Below are 19,372 nucleotides of genomic sequence, written 5' to 3' on the forward strand. Positions count from 1 at the left end.
CGACGTTAGCCCGCCTTGACTGGCACGTCGGTGAAGATTGCTTCAATCACGTTGTTGGCCCACTGCAGGATTTCGGCGTCCTGGAGATCCCGGCCACCGATCCTGGCCGTCTTGGGTTTGGGGATAAGCACAGCGTCCAGCGCCGGCTTGACCTGGGAACCGGGATACATACGGTTCAACCGCATGGTTTTGGACTCGGGCAGTTGCGCCGGCGAGAACCGGATGAAGTTTCCTTGGAGCGCGACGTCGGACAGCCCGGCTTCGCGGGCACCCACCCGGAAGCGGGCCACGGCGATCAGGTTCTGGACGGGCAATGGCGGCTCGCCGTAACGGTCCACCAGTTCTGCCAGTACCTCGTCGATTGCCTCGTAAGTGATAGCCGAAGCCAGCTTGCGGTAGGCCTCCAGGCGCAGTCGCTCACCCGGCACGTAGTCGTGCGGCAGGTGGGCGTTGACGGGCAGCTCGATTTTCATCTCGGCGGCCTTCTCTTCGGCTTCGCCCCGGTACTCGGCTACAGCCTCGCCCACCAGGCGGATGTAAAGGTCGAAGCCCACGCCCTGAATGTGGCCGGACTGCTCGCCACCGAGCAGGTTGCCCGCGCCACGGATTTCCAGGTCCTTCATGGCCAACTGCATGCCGGCGCCGAGCTCGTTGTGCGCCGCAACGGCCTTGAGGCGTTCCAATGCCACTTCACCCAGGGGCTTTTCCGAAGGGTAGAGGAAGTAGGCGTAGGCACGTTCGCGGCCACGGCCCACGCGTCCACGCAGCTGGTGGAGCTGCGAGAGGCCGTACTTGTCCGCGCCATCAACAATGAGCGTGTTGGCGTTGGAGATGTCCAGGCCGGTTTCGATGATGGTGGTGCAGACCAGCACATCGAAGCGTTTCTCCCAGAAGTCCACGATGATCTTTTCCAGGCGGCTTTCGGACATTTGGCCGTGCGCAACTTCCACCCGGGCTTCCGGGACAAGTTCCCGGATCTGGGCCGCGATGCGCTCAATGGATGACACTCTGTTGTGGACGAAGAACACTTGTCCTTCGCGCATGAGTTCACGGCGGATTGCTGCGGAGGTCTGCTTGTTGGTGAAGGGGCCAACGTAGGTCAGGACCGGGTGGCGCTCTTCCGGAGGCGTGGCCAGGGTGGAGGTCTCCCGGATACCGGTCAGCGACATTTCCAAGGTACGGGGAATCGGGGTGGCACTCATGGCCAGCACGTCCACGTTGGTGCGCATCTTCTTGAGCGCTTCCTTGTGTTCCACACCAAAGCGCTGTTCCTCATCGACGATCACCAAGCCAAGGTCCTTGAACTCGAAGTCCTTGGACAGCAGACGGTGGGTGCCGATCACCACATCCACGGCACCGCTCTTGACCCCCTCCGCCGTTTCCTTGGCCTCCTTGGTGCTCTGGAAACGGGACAGCGGCTTCACGCGCAGCGGGAAACCGGAGAATCGTTCAGTGAACGTCTCGTAGTGCTGCTGGGCAAGGAGCGTGGTGGGCACCAGAACGGCAACCTGTTTGCCGTCCTGCACCGCTTTGAACGCCGCACGGACAGCGATCTCGGTCTTGCCGTAGCCCACGTCGCCGGACACCAGCCGGTCCATGGGGATTTCCCGTTCCATGTCCGCCTTGACCTCGTTGATGGTGGTCAGCTGGTCGGGCGTTTCGACGTACGGGAAGGCTTCCTCGAGTTCACGCTGCCACGGGGTGTCCGGGGCGAACGCGTGCCCACGTGATGCCATGCGGGCCGAGTACAACCGGATGAGTTCGCCGGCGATTTCCTTGACGGCCTTGCGTGCCTTGGACTTGGTGCTGGCCCAGTCCGCGCCGCCCATCTTGCTCAGTGCCGGGGCATCGCCACCGACATAACGGGTCACCTGGTCCAACTGGTCCGTGGGCACGAACAGCCGGTCCCCCGGGGCGCCACGCTTCGAAGGTGCGTACTCGAGCACCAGGTACTCCCGCAGCCCGGCGTCGGAGGACGACGTGCCGACCACCTTGCGCTGGATCAGCTCCACGAACCGGCCGATGCCGTGTTGTTCGTGCACCACAAAATCGCCCGCGTGGAGCTGAAGCGGGTCCACTGCGTTCCGTCGCTTGGATGGCATGCGCCGCATGTCCTTGGTGGAACCCGCAGTGGCGCGCCCCAGCAGGTCGGCTTCGGTCAGCAGGCCCAGTTTCAGGCCGTCAAGGACGTAACCACGTCCGACGGCGGCGGTGGTCACCTCGATGATGCCCGGTTGGGGTTCCTTGTCCAAGGACTCCACGCGGGAGCAGCGAATCTCCGCATCATGGAACAACTCGGCAAGGCGCTGCGCGGGTCCAGGACCGTCGGTGACCACAACAACACGCCACTGCTCGCGGACACGTGAGCCGATGAACTCCAGCATCTCGGCCACGTCGCCCTGGTAGCCGCGGGGTTCGCGGGCACGCATATTCAGGACGTCGATATCCAGGACCAGGTCCTCGTCCGACGCGAGCGAGGTGATGGACCACCAGGACACGCCGTGTTCAAGGGCCGCGGAGCGTGTGTCGGTCAGGGACCGGAAACTGGCGGCGTGCAGGTCAGTGGAGGCCTCGGACGACAGGTCAAGGGGCGCCGCACCGCCGTCGGATGCCGTTGACCATGCAGCTTCCAGGAATTCTTCGTTGGTGGCCGCGAGGTCGTGGGCGCGGGTGCGCACCTTCTCCGGCTCGATCACCACGGCCAGGGACCCCGCAGGAAGCTGGTCCACGAATGGGACCATGGAGTCCACCAGCACCGGGGCCAGCGACTCCATGCCTTCCACGGCAATACCGCCGGCAATCTTCTCCAGCATGTCTGCCGCGGCGGGCATGTCCGCCTTGAGCTTGGCAGCCCTGGACATCACCGATGGCGTGATCAGGATTTCGCGGCATGGGGGCGCGTGAAGTTCGGTGGGGTGGTGGACACCGGGGGCGGACAGCGAGCGCTGGTCGGCCACGGCGAACCACCGCATTTGGTCTACCTCGTCGCCGAAGAACTCCACCCGGATGGGGTGGTCCTCCGTGGGCGGGAACACATCGATGATGCCGCCGCGGACGGCGAATTCGCCGCGGTGCGTCACCATGTCCACCCGGGCGTAGGCGGCGTCGGACAGCACCCGGACCACCTCGGTGAAGGGGCGCTCCTGCCCCACCTGCAGCGTCACGGGAACCAGGTCACCCAGGCCGGCCACGATGGGCTGGACCACGGCGCGGACCGGAGCAACCACCACACGCAAGGGGGCCGCCGTCGAGGTTTCCGGGTGGGTCAGGCGGCGCAGGACCGACAAGCGGCGGCCCACGGTGTCCGATCGTGGCGAAAGCCGCTCGTGCGGGAGGGTCTCCCAGCTGGGAAAGGTAGCCACGGTGTCGGCGGGAAGGTAGGAAGCCAGCGCTGCGGTGAGGTCTTCGGCTTCGCGGCCCGTTGCGGTGACAGCGAGGACCACCGGATCGCCCGCACCGCCGGCACCAGCCTGGGCCAGGGCATCAGCCATTTCGGCAAGCAGAACAGCCCGCATACCCGTAGGGGCGCTGATCTGGTAGTCGCTGTTGCGGTCGGAAAACTCCCGCTGAGCCTCCGTTCGGACGCGCGCGAAAGTCTTGTCCTCCGCCAGTGCGCGGCGCAGACCGTTGAGGCTCATGGCTGAAACTCCTAGGGTGGTTCCAAGGGCAGGCAACACAAATGCCCGGAAATTCGTCAGAATGCCGGGTCATTCCAGCCTACCCCTCCCCCAGCCACAGGAGTTCTCTTGCAACCTTCCGAAGCGACGCATTCCAACAACCCCCGGCAGCCCAGGACCGTGCTGGTCACGGGCGCTACCGGCTACATCGGCGGGCGGCTGGTCCCCCGGCTCCTCGAGGCCGGCCACAAGGTCAAAGTCCTGGTCCGTACGCCGCAGAAGATCGCGGACGTACCGTGGCATGACGACGTCGAGATCGTGGAAAGCAGCCTGTCCGACTCCGAAGGCCTGGCCGATGCCCTCAGCGGTGTGGAGGTCCTGTATTACCTGGTGCATTCCATGGCGTCGGGCAGCGGTTTCGAAGCCAAGGAAGAAGCCATGGCGCGGCTCGTCGCAGGAGCCGCTGCGGATGCCGGAGTGGACAGGATCGTGTACCTGGGCGGTCTGCACCCTGAGAACACCGAACTTTCCACCCACATGCGTTCACGCGAGACCGTGGGCAAGGTGTTCCTCGAATCCCCTGTTGATGCCATCGTGTTCCAGGCCGGTGTGGTGATCGGTTCGGGCTCTGCGTCCTTTGAAATGATCCGGCACCTCGCCGACACCCTGCCGGTCATGCCCGCGCCCAGCTGGGTCAACAACAGGATCGAAGCCATCGCTGTGCGGGACGTGCTGCACTACCTGGTGGCAGCGGCGGCCCTGCCTGAGCAACTGAACCGTTCCTTCGACATCGGCTCCCGCGACGTCCTGAAATACAAGGAGATGATGAACGAGTACGCGGTGGAACGCGGACTCCCCCGGCGCCTGGTCATCGCGCTCCCTGTTCCGGCACCGAAACTTGCCGGGCTCTGGGTTGCGCTGGTCACCCCCATCCCCCTGTCCATGTCCCTGCCGTTGGTCCAGTCGCTGCAGCACGACGCCATCTCGCGGGAGCACGACGTCGACCATTACATCCCCCAGCCCGACGGCGGCCTGACGTCCTACCGCCGCGCCGTCGCTTTGGCGCTGGGCAAGGAAAGGGACGGTCAGGTGGAAACCACTTGGGCCAACGCAGGCATCGACGCCGACCCGCTGCCAAGCGACCCGGACTGGGCCGGCTACAAGGTCTACGTTGATGAGCGCACCTTCCATAGCGAAGCCAAACCGGAACACGTCTGGACCATCATTGAGGGCATCGGCGGCAAGAACGGCTGGTACTCGCTGCCTCTGGCGTGGCGGGTACGCGGTTGGCTGGACAAGCTGCAAGGTGGGGCCGGGCTCCTGCGGGGACGTCGTCATCCGAAAACGCTGAACACGGGCGAAGTGGTGGATTGGTGGCGCGTCGAAGCCATCGACCGCGGCCGTTTGCTCCGCCTGCGGGCTGAAATGCGGGCCCCGGGCGGCGCCTGGCTGGAGTTGGGGGTTGAGCCCGACGGCGAGGGCAGCCTCTACAAGCAGCGCGCCATCTTCTTCCCCCGCGGTTTGGCCGGCCGGCTGTACTGGCTGGGCGTGTACCCCTTCCACGGATTCATCTTCCCGTCCATGGCCCGCAACATTTCAGCGGCGGCTATCACGCTTCAGGACGCGGGCCAGGAGCAGGGTTCAGGGGTGCCCACCCAGACCCCGTAGGATGTTTGGGAGCTAAGAAGCTTCACCAATACCATCCACGGAGGACCCATGGCCCTGAGTGCATCCACCACCCTGCCGCACAGTGTCGACCGCGTAGCGGCCGTTTTCATCGACGAGGATTTCCTGCGCCACACCAGCGAGCTGGTGGGCGGTTCCTTGGAATCGTTCACCATCGAAGGCGACCCTGCAGGTGCGTTCAACACCACCACGGTCCGTACCCTGCCCACCACGCGCCTGCCGGACATTGCCCGCAAGTTCGTTGGCGAAACCCTGACGGTCACCCAGAAGGAACAGTGGGAAGCACCTGCTGCTGACGGCTCACGCTCCAGCAACATCGCCTTGAAGATCTCGGGTGCTCCCCTTGATGTGACTGCCGTCCAGCGCCTGGTGGCAGACGGCACCAGCACGCGCATCGAACTCGATGGCACGGTGTCCTCTTCGGTGCCGTTCCTTGGCGGAAAGATCGCCGACGCTGCGGAGCCCATGGTGGGCAAGGCCCTGAACATCCAGTCGCAGCAGGCCCAGGCCTGGCTCGAAAGCCACTAGCGTGGAGATTCCGGCGATCCTGGCCGTCGTCCTGATCGTTGCCGGCGTCTGGTCCTTGGCGGTGTGGCCGCAGTTCCTGAAGCGGGTCATGAAGGATCCCCGCGCCCGGGACGCTGCCGGCAAGGCCACCAAGTTCCTTACGGTCCACGTCGTGCTGGTCACCATCTCCATGGTGCTTGGCCTTGCGACGGCGGCCATCGGCGTCGCGGGCCTCGTCGCCTGACGCTGCGCCTACCCAACCAGGGGACAGCACATGCTGTCCCCTGGTTGGTAAGATGGATACTGGTGTGCCGGGAAGTCTGGTCGGCGGAGTCATTGTGCTCCCCTTTGACCTTCCCGCGAGTTAGGAGCCCGACGTGGCCCAGAAGCCCCCCGCAGCCACCAAGCAGCCCGGCAAAGTCTTTGCCCGGTCCAGCTACCCCGAGTATCGCCGCATCCTCTCCATCCTCCGCACCGAGACGGTCGGCGGGGCCCTCCTCCTGGCAGCCACGGTGGTTGCGCTCATCTGGGCGAACTCCCCCGCAGCGGACGGCTATTTTGCCCTGCGCGACTTCAGGATCGGCTACGAACCGTGGCACCTTGAACTCAGCCTCGGCCACTGGGCCTCGGATGGACTGTTGGCGGTGTTCTTCTTCCTCGCCGGACTTGAGCTCAAGCGCGAATTCGTCGCAGGGGAACTCCGCAAACCGGCCCGGGCGGTGGTCCCGGTTGCAGCAGCCATCGGTGGCGTGCTGGTCCCCGCCCTGATCTACGTCCTCTTCAACCTCAACAGCCCGGAAACCCTGAAGGGCTGGGCGATCCCCACAGCCACGGACATTGCCTTCGCCCTGGCTGTGCTCGCCGTGATCAACACGCACCTCCCCGCGGCGCTGCGGACCTTTCTGCTGACACTTGCCGTGGTGGACGACCTCATAGCGATCGGCATCATCGCGTTTTTCTACTCAACCGGGCTTCAGCCGCTCATGCTGCTGGCCGCCCTGGTTCCCTTGGGCCTGTTCGCGTTCCTCGTCCAAAAGCGGATCCGCAGCTGGTACCTTCTGCTCCCCCTGGCCCTCGCTACTTGGGGCTTCGTTCATGCCTCCGGTATCCATGCCACCGTCGCCGGAGTCCTGCTGGGCTTCGCCGTTCCTGTCCTGACCAACGGAAAGAAGGGGGAACCCGCCGAGGGCCTTGCCGAGCACATCGAACACAAGCTCAGGCCCTTCTCCGCAGGATTCGCGGTCCCCGTCTTTGCGTTCTTCTCCGCTGGCGTAGCCTTGGGCGGATTCGATGGGATGGGTGCAGCACTGACGGACCCCGTTGCCGTGGGCATCGTGGCGGCTTTGGTGGTGGGCAAGGCCGTGGGCGTCTTCGGAACCACGTTCCTGGTCACCAAGACCACGCGCGCCAGCCTGGACTCAGGCATTGCGTGGATCGACCTCTTCGGGCTCGCCCTGCTGGCCGGCATCGGGTTCACAGTCTCGCTCCTGATCGGCGAACTCAGTTTCGGCGCCGGATCCGCGCACAACGACCACGCCAAGGTGGCCATCCTGGCAGGTTCCCTGATCTCGGCGCTGCTGGCCGCCGTCGTCCTTAAGGCCCGTAACCGGCGGTACCGCCAGGTCCAAGCGGACGAAGAAAGGGACGACGACGGCGACGGCGTGCCTGACGTCTTTGCCCGCAGCTGACCGAAGCGCTGCTGCGCCCGACTGCTAGGTGGTTGTGGCCTGGTTGAGGGCGTCCTCGGCCGCGACCCAAGAGATCATGGCGCACTTGACGCGGGCCGCGTAGCGGGCGACGCCCTCAAACGCGGCGGCATCGCCCAGGATCTCGGGGTCGGCATGGACCTTTCCGCGTGATCGGAGGACCTCGCGGAAATTCTCGATCACCGAGTGCAGTTCCTCCACCGACATGCCTTCGCCCATGTCGCTGAGCACCGAGGCGGACGCCATCGAGATGGAGCAACCCGCGCCGTCCCAGCTGATCTGCTGAACGGTCCCGTCCGACACAGCGAGCCGCAACGTGACCTCGTCCCCGCAGACCGGGTTCAGCTGATGCGACTGTCCGGTGGTGGCGCCGGCCGGAGCTGGAGTTTCCGCGAGCCCGCTGCCGTGCCGTTGCTTGGAGTGGTCCAGGATGATCTGTTGGTACAACTGGTCAAGACTCATGATGCGCTGATGCCTAACTAAGTATCTGGGGGGAAACCCGGTGTTCAGGCCTGGAAGTAGGCCCGGACCCCGGAAACGGCGTCAAGGAAAGCATCGACGTCGTCCGTGGTGTTGTAGAGGTATGTGCTTGCGCGGGTGGTGGCCGTCAAACCCAGGCGGCGGTGGAGGGGCTGCGCGCAGTGATGGCCGACGCGTACCGCGATTCCGCGATCGTCCAGGAACTGGCCGACGTCATGGGCATGCACGCCGGCGACATCGAAGGCAGCCAGTCCGATGCGTTCAGAGCCCGAAGCAGGACCCACAACACGGATGCCGTCGATGCTTTCCAGCCCCCTGACCAGCCGTTGGCCCAGGGTCGATTCCCATGCATGGATGCGCTCGATGCCGGTTTCGGCGAGGTAGTTCACGGCAGTTGCCAGGGCCACTGCCTGCGAGATGCGCTGGGTCCCGGCTTCGAACCGCAGCGGGGCGGGCAGGTACTCGGCCCGTTCCATGGTGACCGTGGTGATCATGGAACCGCCGGTCAGGAACGGCGGCAGGACATCAAGGAGTTCCTGCTTGCCGTATAGGACGCCCACACCGGTAGGTGCCAGCATTTTGTGGCCGGAGAACGCAGCGAAGTCGACGTCCAGGTCCTTGACGTTGACCGGCATGTGCGGCACGGACTGGCAGGCGTCCAGCACCACCAAAGCGCCGACACGACGAGCCAGGGCCACGAGCTCCGCCACGGGGTTGATGGTTCCCAAGACGTTGGAGGCATGCGAGAACGCCAACACTTTGGTCCGTTCCCCCACGATTTCCGCCGCAACATCCAGACGAAGCGCGCCGTCGTCCGTGATGGGGATGTATTTGAGCGTGGCACCGGTCCTGAAGGCGAGTTCCTGCCACGGGATCAGGTTGGCGTGGTGCTCCATTTCGGTGACCACGATCTCGTCACCCGCGCCAAGAGCCAGATCCTTCAACGCGGCGCCACCACGGCCCTGCGCGGCCCACAGCGCGGCGTTGGAGAGGGCGTAGCTGACCAGGTTCAGGCCTTCGGTGGCGTTGGAAGTCCATACTGTTTCTTCGTAATTGGCGCCAATGAAGTCCGCGACAGTCTGGCGGGCGTCCTCGAACACTTCCGTGGCTTCGACCGCCAGATGGTGCGCCCCACGATGAACAGCAGCATTGCGTTGCTCGTAGTATTCCTGCTCGGCCTCGATCACGCTGAGCGGGTTCTGGGACGTAGCCCCGGAATCGAGGTAGATCAACGGTTTGCCGTTGACCAACTGATCCAGCACCGGGAAGTCGTTCCGGATCCGCAACACCTCCGCATTGTCCATGGCAGGCACGGACCGTAGGAGTGAGGCGGGGGTTGATACGGCAGTCAAGGGACGCTCCTTGGAAATTCTTCAGGGACTCCCTATTATCCCACGGAGACCTCCGGCGTGCGGAGCAGGGGGTGTGCCTTACAGCACGTTAGCTGCCGGCCCGCCCGGGGGCCCACCCCAGCGGCGGAACAGCGCCGCTGTCGAAAGCGGTGAGCAACTTGTTGACCAGCATCGTGGTGCGGCGGCTTGCCGCGCTCCGGGTCTTGGCCTCATAGCCGCGCGCGGCGCGGGAGTAGCTCATGGCGGCGTGGGCGAACAGCCGATCCTCCGATAGGCTCCGGCCCGCAGCCTCGAGCGACTTTGGCTCATCTCCCATCAACGCCTTGGCAAACATCGCGAGGGAAGCCCCGGCCGCACCCTGCAGGACCGCGGCTGCTTCGGCCAGCTGCCGCTGGCTGGCGGGATCGTCGACGGCGGCCGCGTGGGGGTCCAGCGCGATGAGGGAGAGCGCCTCGGCTTCGATCAAAAAGGTCCGGTCCCCACGGCTCTCTCCTGCGAGCTGGATCAAATGGGCCGGCTGGCCGGAGGAGCCATCCCGCCCGGCGACACAATCCCGGGCCGCCGCGACGTAGAGCGCGCTGAGCCTGGACAGCAGCGCCCCGGGATCGTGTCCGGTCAGTGCGGAACCGCTTTGACCGGCACATTCCAGGGCGGCCTCCGGATTTCCGCACAGGGCCTCCGCGTAGGCCAACAACGCGGCCGCCAGCGAAAGTACCTGCGGAAGGCCGGCGTCGTGCAACTCTGCCAGCACCGGCCTCAACGTGCGTCGTGCTGCCCTGGCGAGCCCCTGGACCAGCTCGGCATATCCGCGGGCGACATCCATGCACACGGCAAGGTTCGCCGGCAGGGCGTAGGGGGCGGGGCAATCCAGGAGTGCGTCCATGGTGTCCCACGCCAGGCTGTACCTCAGGCAGATGGCGTGGCGGAGCAGAACTGCCGGCCGGAACATCCCCAAGGCCGGGTCCGCGTCGAGTGCCGCCATCGCAGCTGAGGACCGTTGCAGCGCCTCCGGCACGGCGCCGGCGAGCAAGAGGCGTTCGGTGTCCCGGACGTTGCCGGCGACCAGGGACCACGGTTCCGCAGCATCCGGCTCGACACCTGGAACGGCCCCGAGGAGCTCCAGCGCCATGAGGTGGTGCGTGGCATCTGACTTGACGGCCGGCGACTCTCCTCCTACAGCCAGGCCACGAAGTTCCGGGGCTGCTTCGCGAAGTTGGCCCTCGGCGAGCAGCGCCCGGGCCCGGAGGAGCCTCGCTTCGTCCCGGTGGCCCGGATCCGAGACGGCCGCAGCTGCCCGCATGGCAAGTTCCGCCGTCGACGGCCTGTCAGCGGCGGGCGCCGCAGCCAGGAGAAGTTCATCCGAAAGGGAGAGTCCACAGTCCAGTGTCCACGTCATCCATCGCAGCAAGGTAGGCGCGGACTCCCTGGTGAGCGCCGGATCCTCGATTCCCAGACGCAAAGCCACGCTCCTGGACCGGGGAACCGACAGTCGGGTCGCCTCGCCACGCAGCCACGGACTTGTGCGGAGCAGAGGCGGGCTGCCGGCGAGCATCCTGACGTGTTGCAAAGCAAGGAGGTGTTCCACGGCCCCGTGGCCAAAGTGGCGCTCCACGACGTCCAGGCCTATCGGTTCGGCGAGCGCAACGAGTTCCAGGGCCTGCCGCTCTTCCGACGTCCCCGCAGCGTTTTCGGTGCGGACACGCTCAACAACCCGCGGCCAATCGCAGTGTGCACGGACGTCAATGGTCCAGAAGCCCTCCCGCTGCACCAGCAAACGGGCGCTTCGGGCGTCAGCGATCGCCAGGCAGAGGAGGGCCGCATTGAAGCCGCATATAGCCGAGAGCAGGCTGCTGGCCCGTCGCTGGACCTGCCCGCCCAGCAGGGCTTCGCACAGGGCGTGCGCCTCACTGAACGTAAAAGGGGGAAGGAAGTACTGGTCCAGGAAGCCTTCCTCCCAGAGCTGGTAGAGATCCGGGGGCAGGGGCCGGCGGCTGTCGGCGGTTGCCACCAGGGTGGCCCCGAAGCCCGGAATGAGCTGCAGCAGGACAGCCAACGACGCCGGGTCGACGTCGTGGATGTCGTCCACCAGCAGGACCAGCGGGGGTCGCGACGGCGGGGTCGGCTTCCTGTTGCGGCGTCTTCCGGGAGGTGGGGTGTACAGGTGCGCGGCGGGCCCCAGCGAACTGGTGAGGGCACGGAGGACATGCAGGCCCGGCAGAACGGAATCACCGCCGTCGGCTTCGAAGGCCCCCAACGCGCCATACCGGATTGCCTTCAATTCGGGGGTCCCCGCGAAGGTGCGCACGTCCATGGTCTCGGGTAGTCCTGCTTTGACGGAGAGCAACAGATGGGTCTTTCCCGATCCGCTGTCACCTGCAACCACGATCCCGCTGGTGGATGGCGATGGTACTGAGGAAAGAATGATGTCCAGAAGCTGTGTCCGGTCCGGGAGGGGCGATGGCCGCAGTCCGGCTGTGACGGTGTCTTCGTCCAGCCAAGGATCCGGCAGCATGCACACTCCACTAGAAGCAGTCCCATGGTCCGGGAAATTTGAGGGGTCCGCGATTCGCGGGTCCCTGGCCTAGAAGCCGGCGACGGCTGGGGGGAGAGTCTCGGTCTCAGAAGACTCTGTCGCCGCCGGCTTCGTCCAGGGCCGGATCACCTTGCGGTGGCCGGAGCATCGGTTCTGGAGACCACCGATGCGGATGATGCGACTTTCGGAATCCCGGTGATGCTTGGGGCTGAACCGTTCTTCCAAGATCAATACTGCCGGGACCGCAAATTCCGTACATCAGTAGTTGGTACTCGAATAGTTGGGGGCTTTCCGGACCCCGATACTGTGTTGTACTCAGTCCCTTGGGCGGGCACTACTTGGTTTGGACACGGGACATCCGGGCATTACTCCAGTGAATGGTTAAACACCGCAGGATCCCGGCGCAAGTAGCGCGGGAGCCTGCATGCAGGTACTCGGTTTGGTCCTCTCAAGGACGGACCGCAGCCCCAAGGTCTTCGCGTCGGCGGATACCCAGTTTGGCGTAGCTCCGATACAGGTGCCCTTCCACGGTACGCACCGAAACCATCAGCTTCTCGGCAATCTGCCGGTCAGTCAGTCCCGAGACCGCCAACGCAACAATGTCCTGCTCGCGTCGCGTCAATGGGACCGACCTATCCGCGTCGGCCTGCGGATCATGGACCAGTGCGTCACCCAGGTTCGCCTCGCTGACGTCCCGCAGGACCGCCGCTTGTCTGGCCTCGGGACGCTTTCCTTCGGCATCGAAAGTTGCCGCAGCCTTGTCAAAAGTCACAGCTGCGGGGCCCGGCATTCCGGCAGCGGCCAACAGGTTTCCCGCGTTGACGAACCCTTGGCCCGTACCGGCCAAGTCGGCTGCGGCAAAAGAATGCCAGCCGGCCGCCCAGGCCCCCGCCATCGACGACGCCGTTGCCCTGATGGACTCCATGGCTTCCGCTTCACCGAGTTCGGCCCTGAGGACAAGGTTCTGGAGCAAAAGACCTGGCAGGCCGTGCACTGGCCGGGACGCAGGGATCTGCCTCAGTGCCGGCAAACCGGAGCCCTCCTCAATGAGTTCCATGCCGGCCAGCCTGAAGATCTCGGCCAGGGAATCCACATATGCTCCGCCAGAGCCGTTGGTGTCCTGCTCGCCTGCCAACCGGTGGGCGAGGGCGGCATCACCGGACCTGGCCGCGGCGTACAGCGCCAGTGCGGCGCCCAGACCGCGCAAGCGCTGAGGATCAGTGACCCCGAGGGCTTCGACGGCGGGGGTCAGCATCTCCGTCGCCTGCTCCAGCCGGCCCTGCCGAAGCAGCGACAACCCCTTCAGTGCCTGGATACCTCCACCGAAAACAATGAGGCCCATGGCCGAGCTTGCGGCGTATCCGTCAAGCGCGGAGCTCGCTGCATCCCAGTCCCCGGACTCCAGGGCTGCGAACACATAGCGGACCACCACGAAGTCGCGGAAGTAGAGGAGGTCCTCCGTGCGCCCGTCCAGGAGCGACAAAGCCTCCCGGCCCGCCTCCATTGCCTGCACAGGCTGGCCTTCTGCGGTGAGCAGTTCACACTGTATGGCCAGCAGGGAGATCCGGTTTGTGACGAAATCCGCTTGTTCCGGGTCAAGGTCCGCAGCAAAGAGTTCCAAACCTTCGCGGAGTTCCCCGTACTGGCCGTCGTAGGCCAACGCGGCCAACTCCAATACCCGGGCTTGCCTGCCCACGTGCCCGCTCATGGCCTCCGGCAGCCCCTTCACCAGGGCTTCCGCAGCGGCCTGGGCCTCGGCCACGATCGCTCCGGATGAATCCCCGGCTGCGGTCCTGGCCGCGGCCCACAACAAGCCGGTACCCAGGGGTCCCGACGGGTCGGCGTCCAGGAACCCGGAGTCCACCTCCAACAAGCGCGCGGCACTGCGGAAGTCGCCGTCGTGGTAGTGCACCATCGCCATCACTGCACGTGCCCGCGGTTGCAGCGCATCCGAACGGACTTTGCGGGCTGCCGCCATGGCCAACGGATTTTGGAGCAGCCTGGCGGCCAGGAAGGCGGCCTGGAGCAACTGGTCATCCTCGACGTCGGCGCCACAGTCCAGCGCCCAGCTCACCATGCGGAGCAACCCTTCCGCCGTTGGCGGCTCCGAGAGCAGGTCCTGCACCATCCTCTGGCGGATTTGCAGGCTGCGGGCTGGCGAAACGATCTGGCGAAGAGCCTCGCTGTACAGCGGATGCCACATTTTGAGGGGGCCGCCGGGACCGTTGGTTGATACGACCATGCGGTTGTCCACCAACGCCCTTACAGTGTCCCTGCCAACCTGGGCGTCCAATACCGAGGCGGGGACGGGTTCGGACAGGGCAATGACGTACATGGCCTCCCGTTCCGCCTCGCTGGTCCGTAGGACCCTGTTCCGCACGACCTCGGCCAGGCCTTCGCCCGTCCCGGTGAGGGCACCTGTCAGGAACCAGATGCCGTTCCGGCGCACCAGCTTCCCATCGGCCCGTGAATCGTCCAGCAAGCAACGCAGCAGCAAGGGGTTGCCCTCGGAAAGGGTGTGCAGCACCTCAGCGACGCTCGCCATGACCGTTCCGCCAAGGGTTTTCTCAGCGAGTTCAGTGACCTTGTCCTTCTCCAAGGGGTGTAGTTCCAGCCGTTCGGCCAGTCCGTCGTACCACAGCTGGAGCAAAGCCGGCGGCAGGCCAGGACGAGGCCTGCTGGTCGCCACCAGCCGGGCCCAGCCTGCCGTCACCAGTTCGGCCAGGATTTGGGTACTGCCTTCATCGAGGTCGTGGGCATCATCGACGATCAGCAGCAGGCGGGCACCTTCTCCGCCGCGGCGCCTCTCGAACTGCGACCAGAACTCACGAAGTATCGCTACGGGGGACGTCGCCTGCTCCACCGGAAGATCCAGCAGGTAAGGCGCCAGGACGCCATAGGGAACAGCGGACAGTGCGGGACTTCCGTGAATCCGCATCACCACCATCTCGCCGGCGAGGCGGGCGGCGATCTCGGCCGCCAGGGCAGTCTTGCCGATGCCGGGGTCCGCGAGCAGGAGCACAGCCCCCGCACCCTCCTGGCGTAATATCTCCGTGGCCAAGGCCAGCTCTGAGTCCCGGCCTACAAGGTGCTCAGCCTGCATGGGCAATCCGTGCCGACCCTAAGGGGTTTCCGGGTCCAACCTCACAGCAGCCCATTGAGCTCGCCTCGAGACGAAACACCAAGCTTGGTGAACACCTGGTACAGGTGGCCTTCCACAGTTCGCACAGACACCCCAATATCCATCGCGATTTCGCGATTGCTGACACCCTTTCCGGCGAGTTTAGCAATTTGGCGTTCCCGTTCCGTCAACACCGGCGCGTCGCTGCGCGGCTGGATGGGCAGCGCCGAAACCGAGTGCTCCAGCCGTTCGAGCCTCAACTGGGCTGTCCGGGCAGCTGTGGACTCGCCGGCTTCCCGTGCAAAGTCCAGGGCCATGGCCACGCACCGTGCTTCGACGACCAACAGTTCCAGCGCCGAGGCAGCGTCAGCGGCGGCAAGCATCGACTTGGAGCTCTTGTTCAGCGCTCCGCGTGCCAGGTCTGCTGAGATCCTGGCCAGCGGCCCTTGACGGTGGCCGGCGATGTCTTCCAGAAGCCGGTATTCCTCATCCGTGCCTTCCACTGTCGCGCCGAAGAGGCAGATACCGGCCGTGGTGTAGCGCTGGTTTTCCAAGTCATTGCGGACCCGGGCCATGAGCCGCTGCTTGACGTCCCTGTCACCCATCCACCGCCCGGCCATCTCAGCGCAGAACTCGGCAACGGACTCTGAAAAGTAGGTGCCAACACCCCGGCAGGTGCGGTACAGGTCCAAGTAACGGCCCGCCTCCACCGAGTTGCCCAGCTGGGCGTAGGCGAATGCGGTGGCCGCATAACCTACCTTGTTCATGTTCATGGCCGGGCGCAGCTCCAGTTGCGCAACCGCTGACCGCAGGGGCTCGATCGCGCTGGCTGGTTTCCCTGCGTATGCGTAGGCCAATCCGATTCCCAATTCAGTGAGCGCGCCCCTGTACTGCAGGCGGGACGATCGTGAGGGGGTGCGGCGGACGAGCTCAATGCATTGCCGCCATTGTCCGGAGAGCAACAAGACCAAAAATGTGTGCCTGGCGAATGCTTCCTCAAGCTGGGCGGGCCGGTCCGTATCTCCCAGCTGCCGCGAAACGGCGCGGGCAAGCTCCTGGGCATCAAGCTCCCGGCCCATCATGCAGCGGGCCTCCACCAGGAACAAGGACGAGCGCAACCAGTGCTCCATGTCCTCGGCGGGGTCGTTGTCCAGCTCCTCTTCCAAGGAATCAATCATGGCCGCGTACTCACCCATGAAGGTGTTGTACTCGTAGCTGCACAGCTGGAGCCGGTTCCGTGCCTTGGCCACGGTCCCCGCCGGGTGTGCGCCGTTCATGGCGTCGAGCTTTTCCAGTCCGTCCGAGATGACGCCGGGGACCAAGGCCGAGCGGCCATCGATCCACGTCATGGCCTGGCATTTCGAGGCCGTGAGTTCGGCAAATTCCAGCGGGTCCAGGGCGGACACATGCTCCTCTGAGACTTCATCCAGCGCCTGTGCGGCGTGCAGGGGAAGATCAAGCATGAGGTAGGCGGCAGCCTTCAGGCGCTGTCCGGGGACCCACTCACTGTCCTTCGGGTCAAGTGACTGCGTGCACTGGATGGCGAAGTTGGGGTCATAGTCGTCCAAAGCTGCCCTGCCTGCGGCCAATGCCAAGGAGGGAGAGGGTGTGGGCTCGTCTTCTGAGGCGTGCATCCAGGCTGCGTAGCTCAGCAGGTCCTGCGGTGCCAGCCCCTGAAGGTCGGGCTCTTTGGGTCCGTGGAGCATGAGTCGAAGCTCCTTCATCCGACGGGTGTTGAGCCACCCACGGACAACCTCACCCATATAAGGGTCCCGCAGCGAGACCCAGTGCGCCTCACCGCGTTCGACCGTGAGCAGGCCACGCTCTTCCATCTCCACCAGGACGTCCGTATCAACGAGGCCTGCCAGGTCAACGAGCGTCGCGCGCTGAGCGCAAGCCAGGATTTCGACGACGGTCCTGCTGGCTTGCGGTTCGCGCGCCAGCCTGGAACGGACGAAGTCCTCCACCACGGTCGCGCCTTCAAGCTTGATCCGGTCGCGGAGCGTCCACACGGAATCATTGAGGACCAGGTTGCCTGAATGCCGTTGCTCCTCCAGGAGGGCATGCAGCAGCATCGGGTTACCACCCACGGCAGAATGCAACGAACCCACCAAGGTGGAAGAAACGTAGTGGCCGAGGACGGAACCAAGCACCTGCTTTGTCTGTTCTTCGCTGAGCGTGTTCAAATGCACTTCAGCGAGCTCGCCCTCAAGGACCAGGCGGTGGAAGTCTGCGGGGAGTTCGCTTGAACGCTGCACCGTGGCGATCACTTTGGCGGTTCCCGTGGCCATGAGGTTCAACAGGACCCCCGTGCTCATCGGATCCATACCGCCGGCATTGTCCACGATGAAGACTGTCTCCCGACCTGCAGCTTCTGAGCGGATCAAGTTGGTCACTGCGTGCAGGATGCCTGTTGGCGAGCTGACGGCCTCGGAAGGCAAACGCGCCAGAAGGAAGCCAAGGCATCCGTAGGGGGTTTGTGCGCCGGCCACGGTATTGCGCAGTTGCAGGCTGTGAACCTTGGGTCCCAGCGAGGAGACGACCGCGCGTGCGACGCCGGACTTGCCGATCCCCCGATCACCGGTCAGGACCACGCCGGAGGAGTCCGAGGACTGAAGGAACTGCACTGCCTTGGACACATCACGGCTTCGTGCCAGGAGCGACCACGTTTGCCGATCCGTCGCGCCGCCCACAAGATCAGGAGCCGCAGCCCTCGCTGCGCCTCCACCGCTCCTGTTTAGCAACTCCGCCGACATCCGCATCCTTAGCTACACATCCGCGACAGTCCCCCACCGCTCTTCTGCGTACCATGCACACTACCTTCGGGCGCCGACAGTGTGTAGGCCTTAGGGTCCTGGGGATCGTCAGGCTTTGATCAGGCTTTCCTCAAGATTTGCTCAAGTTTTGGCGGGGTGGTGTTTCTGCTGCGCCGCCAGCAACCCCTGGGCCATGAGCAACTCCACGGCGTCGGCTGCTTCGTCAATGAGGAACGGGAGATCCTTCTTTTCTGCGGTGCCGAAATCGCGCAGTACGTAGTCGGCAGTTTCCATTCGTCCCGGCGGCCTTCCAACGCCCACGCGAACGCGGTAGAAGTCCTTGGTGCCGAGGGCTTTGGAGATGTCCCGAAGGCCGTTATGTCCGCCTTCACCGCCACCTGTTTTTAACTTGACCGTGTTAAAAGGGATGTCGATCTCGTCGTGGACAGCGATGACGTGGTCCGGGGCGATGTCAAAGAAGTTGCACAGGCCGGAAACCGGGCCGCCGGAAACGTTCATGTACGTCATGGGCTTGGCCAGCACCACCCGCGGCCCTCCAATGCCCAGCCGGCCCTCCACCACCTGGGCCCGGGCCTTATGGGTCTTGAACTTCCCGCCCATGCGTGAAGCCAGCTCGTCCAACACCATCTGGCCCACATTGTGCCGGTTGTTGCTGTACTCGTTGCCGGGGTTGCCGAGGCCGACAATCAGCCAGGTGTCAGTCATGATCCCATCCTAGGAAAGCGTCACGGTCCGTGTTCAAGGGCAAAGGCAAATGGCCGGGACCCCAAGGGGGACCCGGCCATTTCAAGGCAGGAGCCTCAAGCAGTCAGAAGACTACTCTGCGGCTGCCTCCGTGGTCTCTTCTTCCTCGGAGGCGGCGGCTTCAGCGACGCGGACCACCAGGGTGTCGCCTTCGGTGAGCAGCGTGGAACCCTTGGGGAGTTCGAGGTCCGAAGCGTGGACGTTCTCGCCGGCCTTGCGGCCTTCGATGTTGACCTCGACGGCGGTGGGCACGTGGGTTGCCTCAGCTTCGAGGGAAACCGTGGTGGCTTCGAGGCTGGCAACGGCACCCGGTGCAACTTCACCGGAAACGTGGATCGCGATGTCGACGGTAACCTTCTCGCCGGCCTTCACGGTCTGCAGGTCAACGTGCTCGATGATCTGCTTTACGGGATCGCGCTGGATGTCCTTGACCAGCGTCAGGTGCTGCTCGCCGTCAACGTCGATCGCGAGGAGGGCGTTGGAAACGCGCACTGCCAGCGTGGTTGCCTTGCCCGGCAGGTTGATGTGGATCGGCTCTGCGCCGTGGCCGTAGATGACAGCCGGGATCTGGCCGGCCATGCGTGCACGGCGGGCGAAACCCTTGCCGAATTCGGTGCGCAGTTCTGCGGTGAGCTTCTGCTCAGACATGTGTACTCCTTGATTACTGTGGCGTCCGGCGAAGGCCGGACAGGTCTATCAGCAAGGGCGGAGGTCTGGAGACCTTCTACGCCCGGCTGAGACTGGCCGCTGTGCAGCCATTCCGCCTGTGTTGAAGGAGATGCAGACCCAGTCGATAACGGAGACCCGCAACCCTGGTTCACACTGCTGCGAACCGGATGTGCTCTCCCT

12 protein-coding genes are annotated in these 19,372 nt (G+C 64.8%); 4 read left to right on the forward strand and 8 right to left on the reverse strand.

Annotated features, from left to right (window positions below):
* Positions 1-5: 5 nt before the first annotated feature.
* On the reverse strand, positions 6-3,638 hold the full coding sequence (mfd, locus tag ABHM97_RS03730; RefSeq protein WP_349469649.1) for a transcription-repair coupling factor: 3,633 nt from the start codon (positions 3,636-3,638) through the stop codon (positions 6-8).
* A 108-nt stretch (positions 3,639-3,746) separates the two neighbouring features.
* On the opposite strand from mfd, the gene ABHM97_RS03735 reads away from it, so the two are divergent.
* The 4 genes from ABHM97_RS03735 to nhaA all read left to right on the forward strand — a co-directional run bounded on the left by ABHM97_RS03735 (position 3,747) and on the right by nhaA (position 7,498).
* Positions 3,747-5,285, forward strand: coding sequence for an SDR family oxidoreductase (locus ABHM97_RS03735; protein ID WP_349469650.1), 1,539 nt, complete (start codon positions 3,747-3,749; stop codon positions 5,283-5,285).
* A gap of 48 nt (positions 5,286-5,333) precedes the next feature.
* Entirely contained in the window at positions 5,334-5,831 is a 498-nt protein-coding gene (locus tag ABHM97_RS03740) for a DUF2505 domain-containing protein (protein WP_211713204.1), read from the forward strand.
* Position 5,832: 1 nt separating this feature from the next.
* Positions 5,833-6,054, forward strand: coding sequence for an SCO4848 family membrane protein (locus tag ABHM97_RS03745; RefSeq protein WP_211713203.1), 222 nt, complete (start codon positions 5,833-5,835; stop codon positions 6,052-6,054).
* A 133-nt stretch (positions 6,055-6,187) separates the two neighbouring features.
* Positions 6,188-7,498 (forward strand): Na+/H+ antiporter NhaA, encoded by a 1,311-nt coding sequence (gene nhaA, locus ABHM97_RS03750; RefSeq protein WP_349469651.1) that lies wholly within the window; start codon positions 6,188-6,190, stop codon positions 7,496-7,498.
* Positions 7,499-7,522: 24 nt separating this feature from the next.
* Here nhaA and sufU read toward each other — a convergent pair whose 3' ends face one another.
* The 7 genes from sufU to ABHM97_RS03785 all read right to left on the reverse strand — a co-directional run bounded on the left by sufU (position 7,523) and on the right by ABHM97_RS03785 (position 19,171).
* Complete coding sequence (sufU, locus tag ABHM97_RS03755; RefSeq protein ID WP_235519402.1) at positions 7,523-7,978, reverse strand: Fe-S cluster assembly sulfur transfer protein SufU; 456 nt, start codon at positions 7,976-7,978, stop codon at positions 7,523-7,525.
* A gap of 44 nt (positions 7,979-8,022) precedes the next feature.
* Entirely contained in the window at positions 8,023-9,348 is a 1,326-nt protein-coding gene (locus ABHM97_RS03760; RefSeq protein WP_349469652.1) for a cysteine desulfurase, read from the reverse strand.
* Between the two features lie 88 nt (positions 9,349-9,436).
* Entirely contained in the window at positions 9,437-11,860 is a 2,424-nt protein-coding gene (locus tag ABHM97_RS03765) for an AAA family ATPase (protein WP_349469653.1), read from the reverse strand.
* A 469-nt stretch (positions 11,861-12,329) separates the two neighbouring features.
* Positions 12,330-14,984 carry a helix-turn-helix transcriptional regulator gene (locus ABHM97_RS03770; protein ID WP_349469654.1) on the reverse strand — a complete coding sequence of 885 codons (2,655 nt, stop codon included), beginning with the start codon at positions 14,982-14,984 and terminating at the stop codon, positions 12,330-12,332.
* Positions 14,985-15,025: 41 nt separating this feature from the next.
* Positions 15,026-17,758, reverse strand: a complete 2,733-nt coding sequence (locus ABHM97_RS03775; RefSeq protein WP_349469655.1) for a helix-turn-helix transcriptional regulator — start codon at positions 17,756-17,758, stop codon at positions 15,026-15,028.
* Positions 17,759-17,899: 141 nt separating this feature from the next.
* Positions 17,900-18,484 carry an aminoacyl-tRNA hydrolase gene (gene pth / locus ABHM97_RS03780; RefSeq protein WP_349469656.1) on the reverse strand — a complete coding sequence of 195 codons (585 nt, stop codon included), beginning with the start codon at positions 18,482-18,484 and terminating at the stop codon, positions 17,900-17,902.
* Between the two features lie 111 nt (positions 18,485-18,595).
* On the reverse strand, positions 18,596-19,171 hold the full coding sequence (locus ABHM97_RS03785) for a 50S ribosomal protein L25/general stress protein Ctc (protein WP_235519390.1): 576 nt from the start codon (positions 19,169-19,171) through the stop codon (positions 18,596-18,598).
* Positions 19,172-19,372 lie beyond the last annotated feature (201 nt).

Origin of the sequence: Paenarthrobacter sp. CAP02 (assembly GCF_040137855.1) — a bacterium.
Lineage (GTDB): Bacteria > Actinomycetota > Actinomycetes > Actinomycetales > Micrococcaceae > Arthrobacter.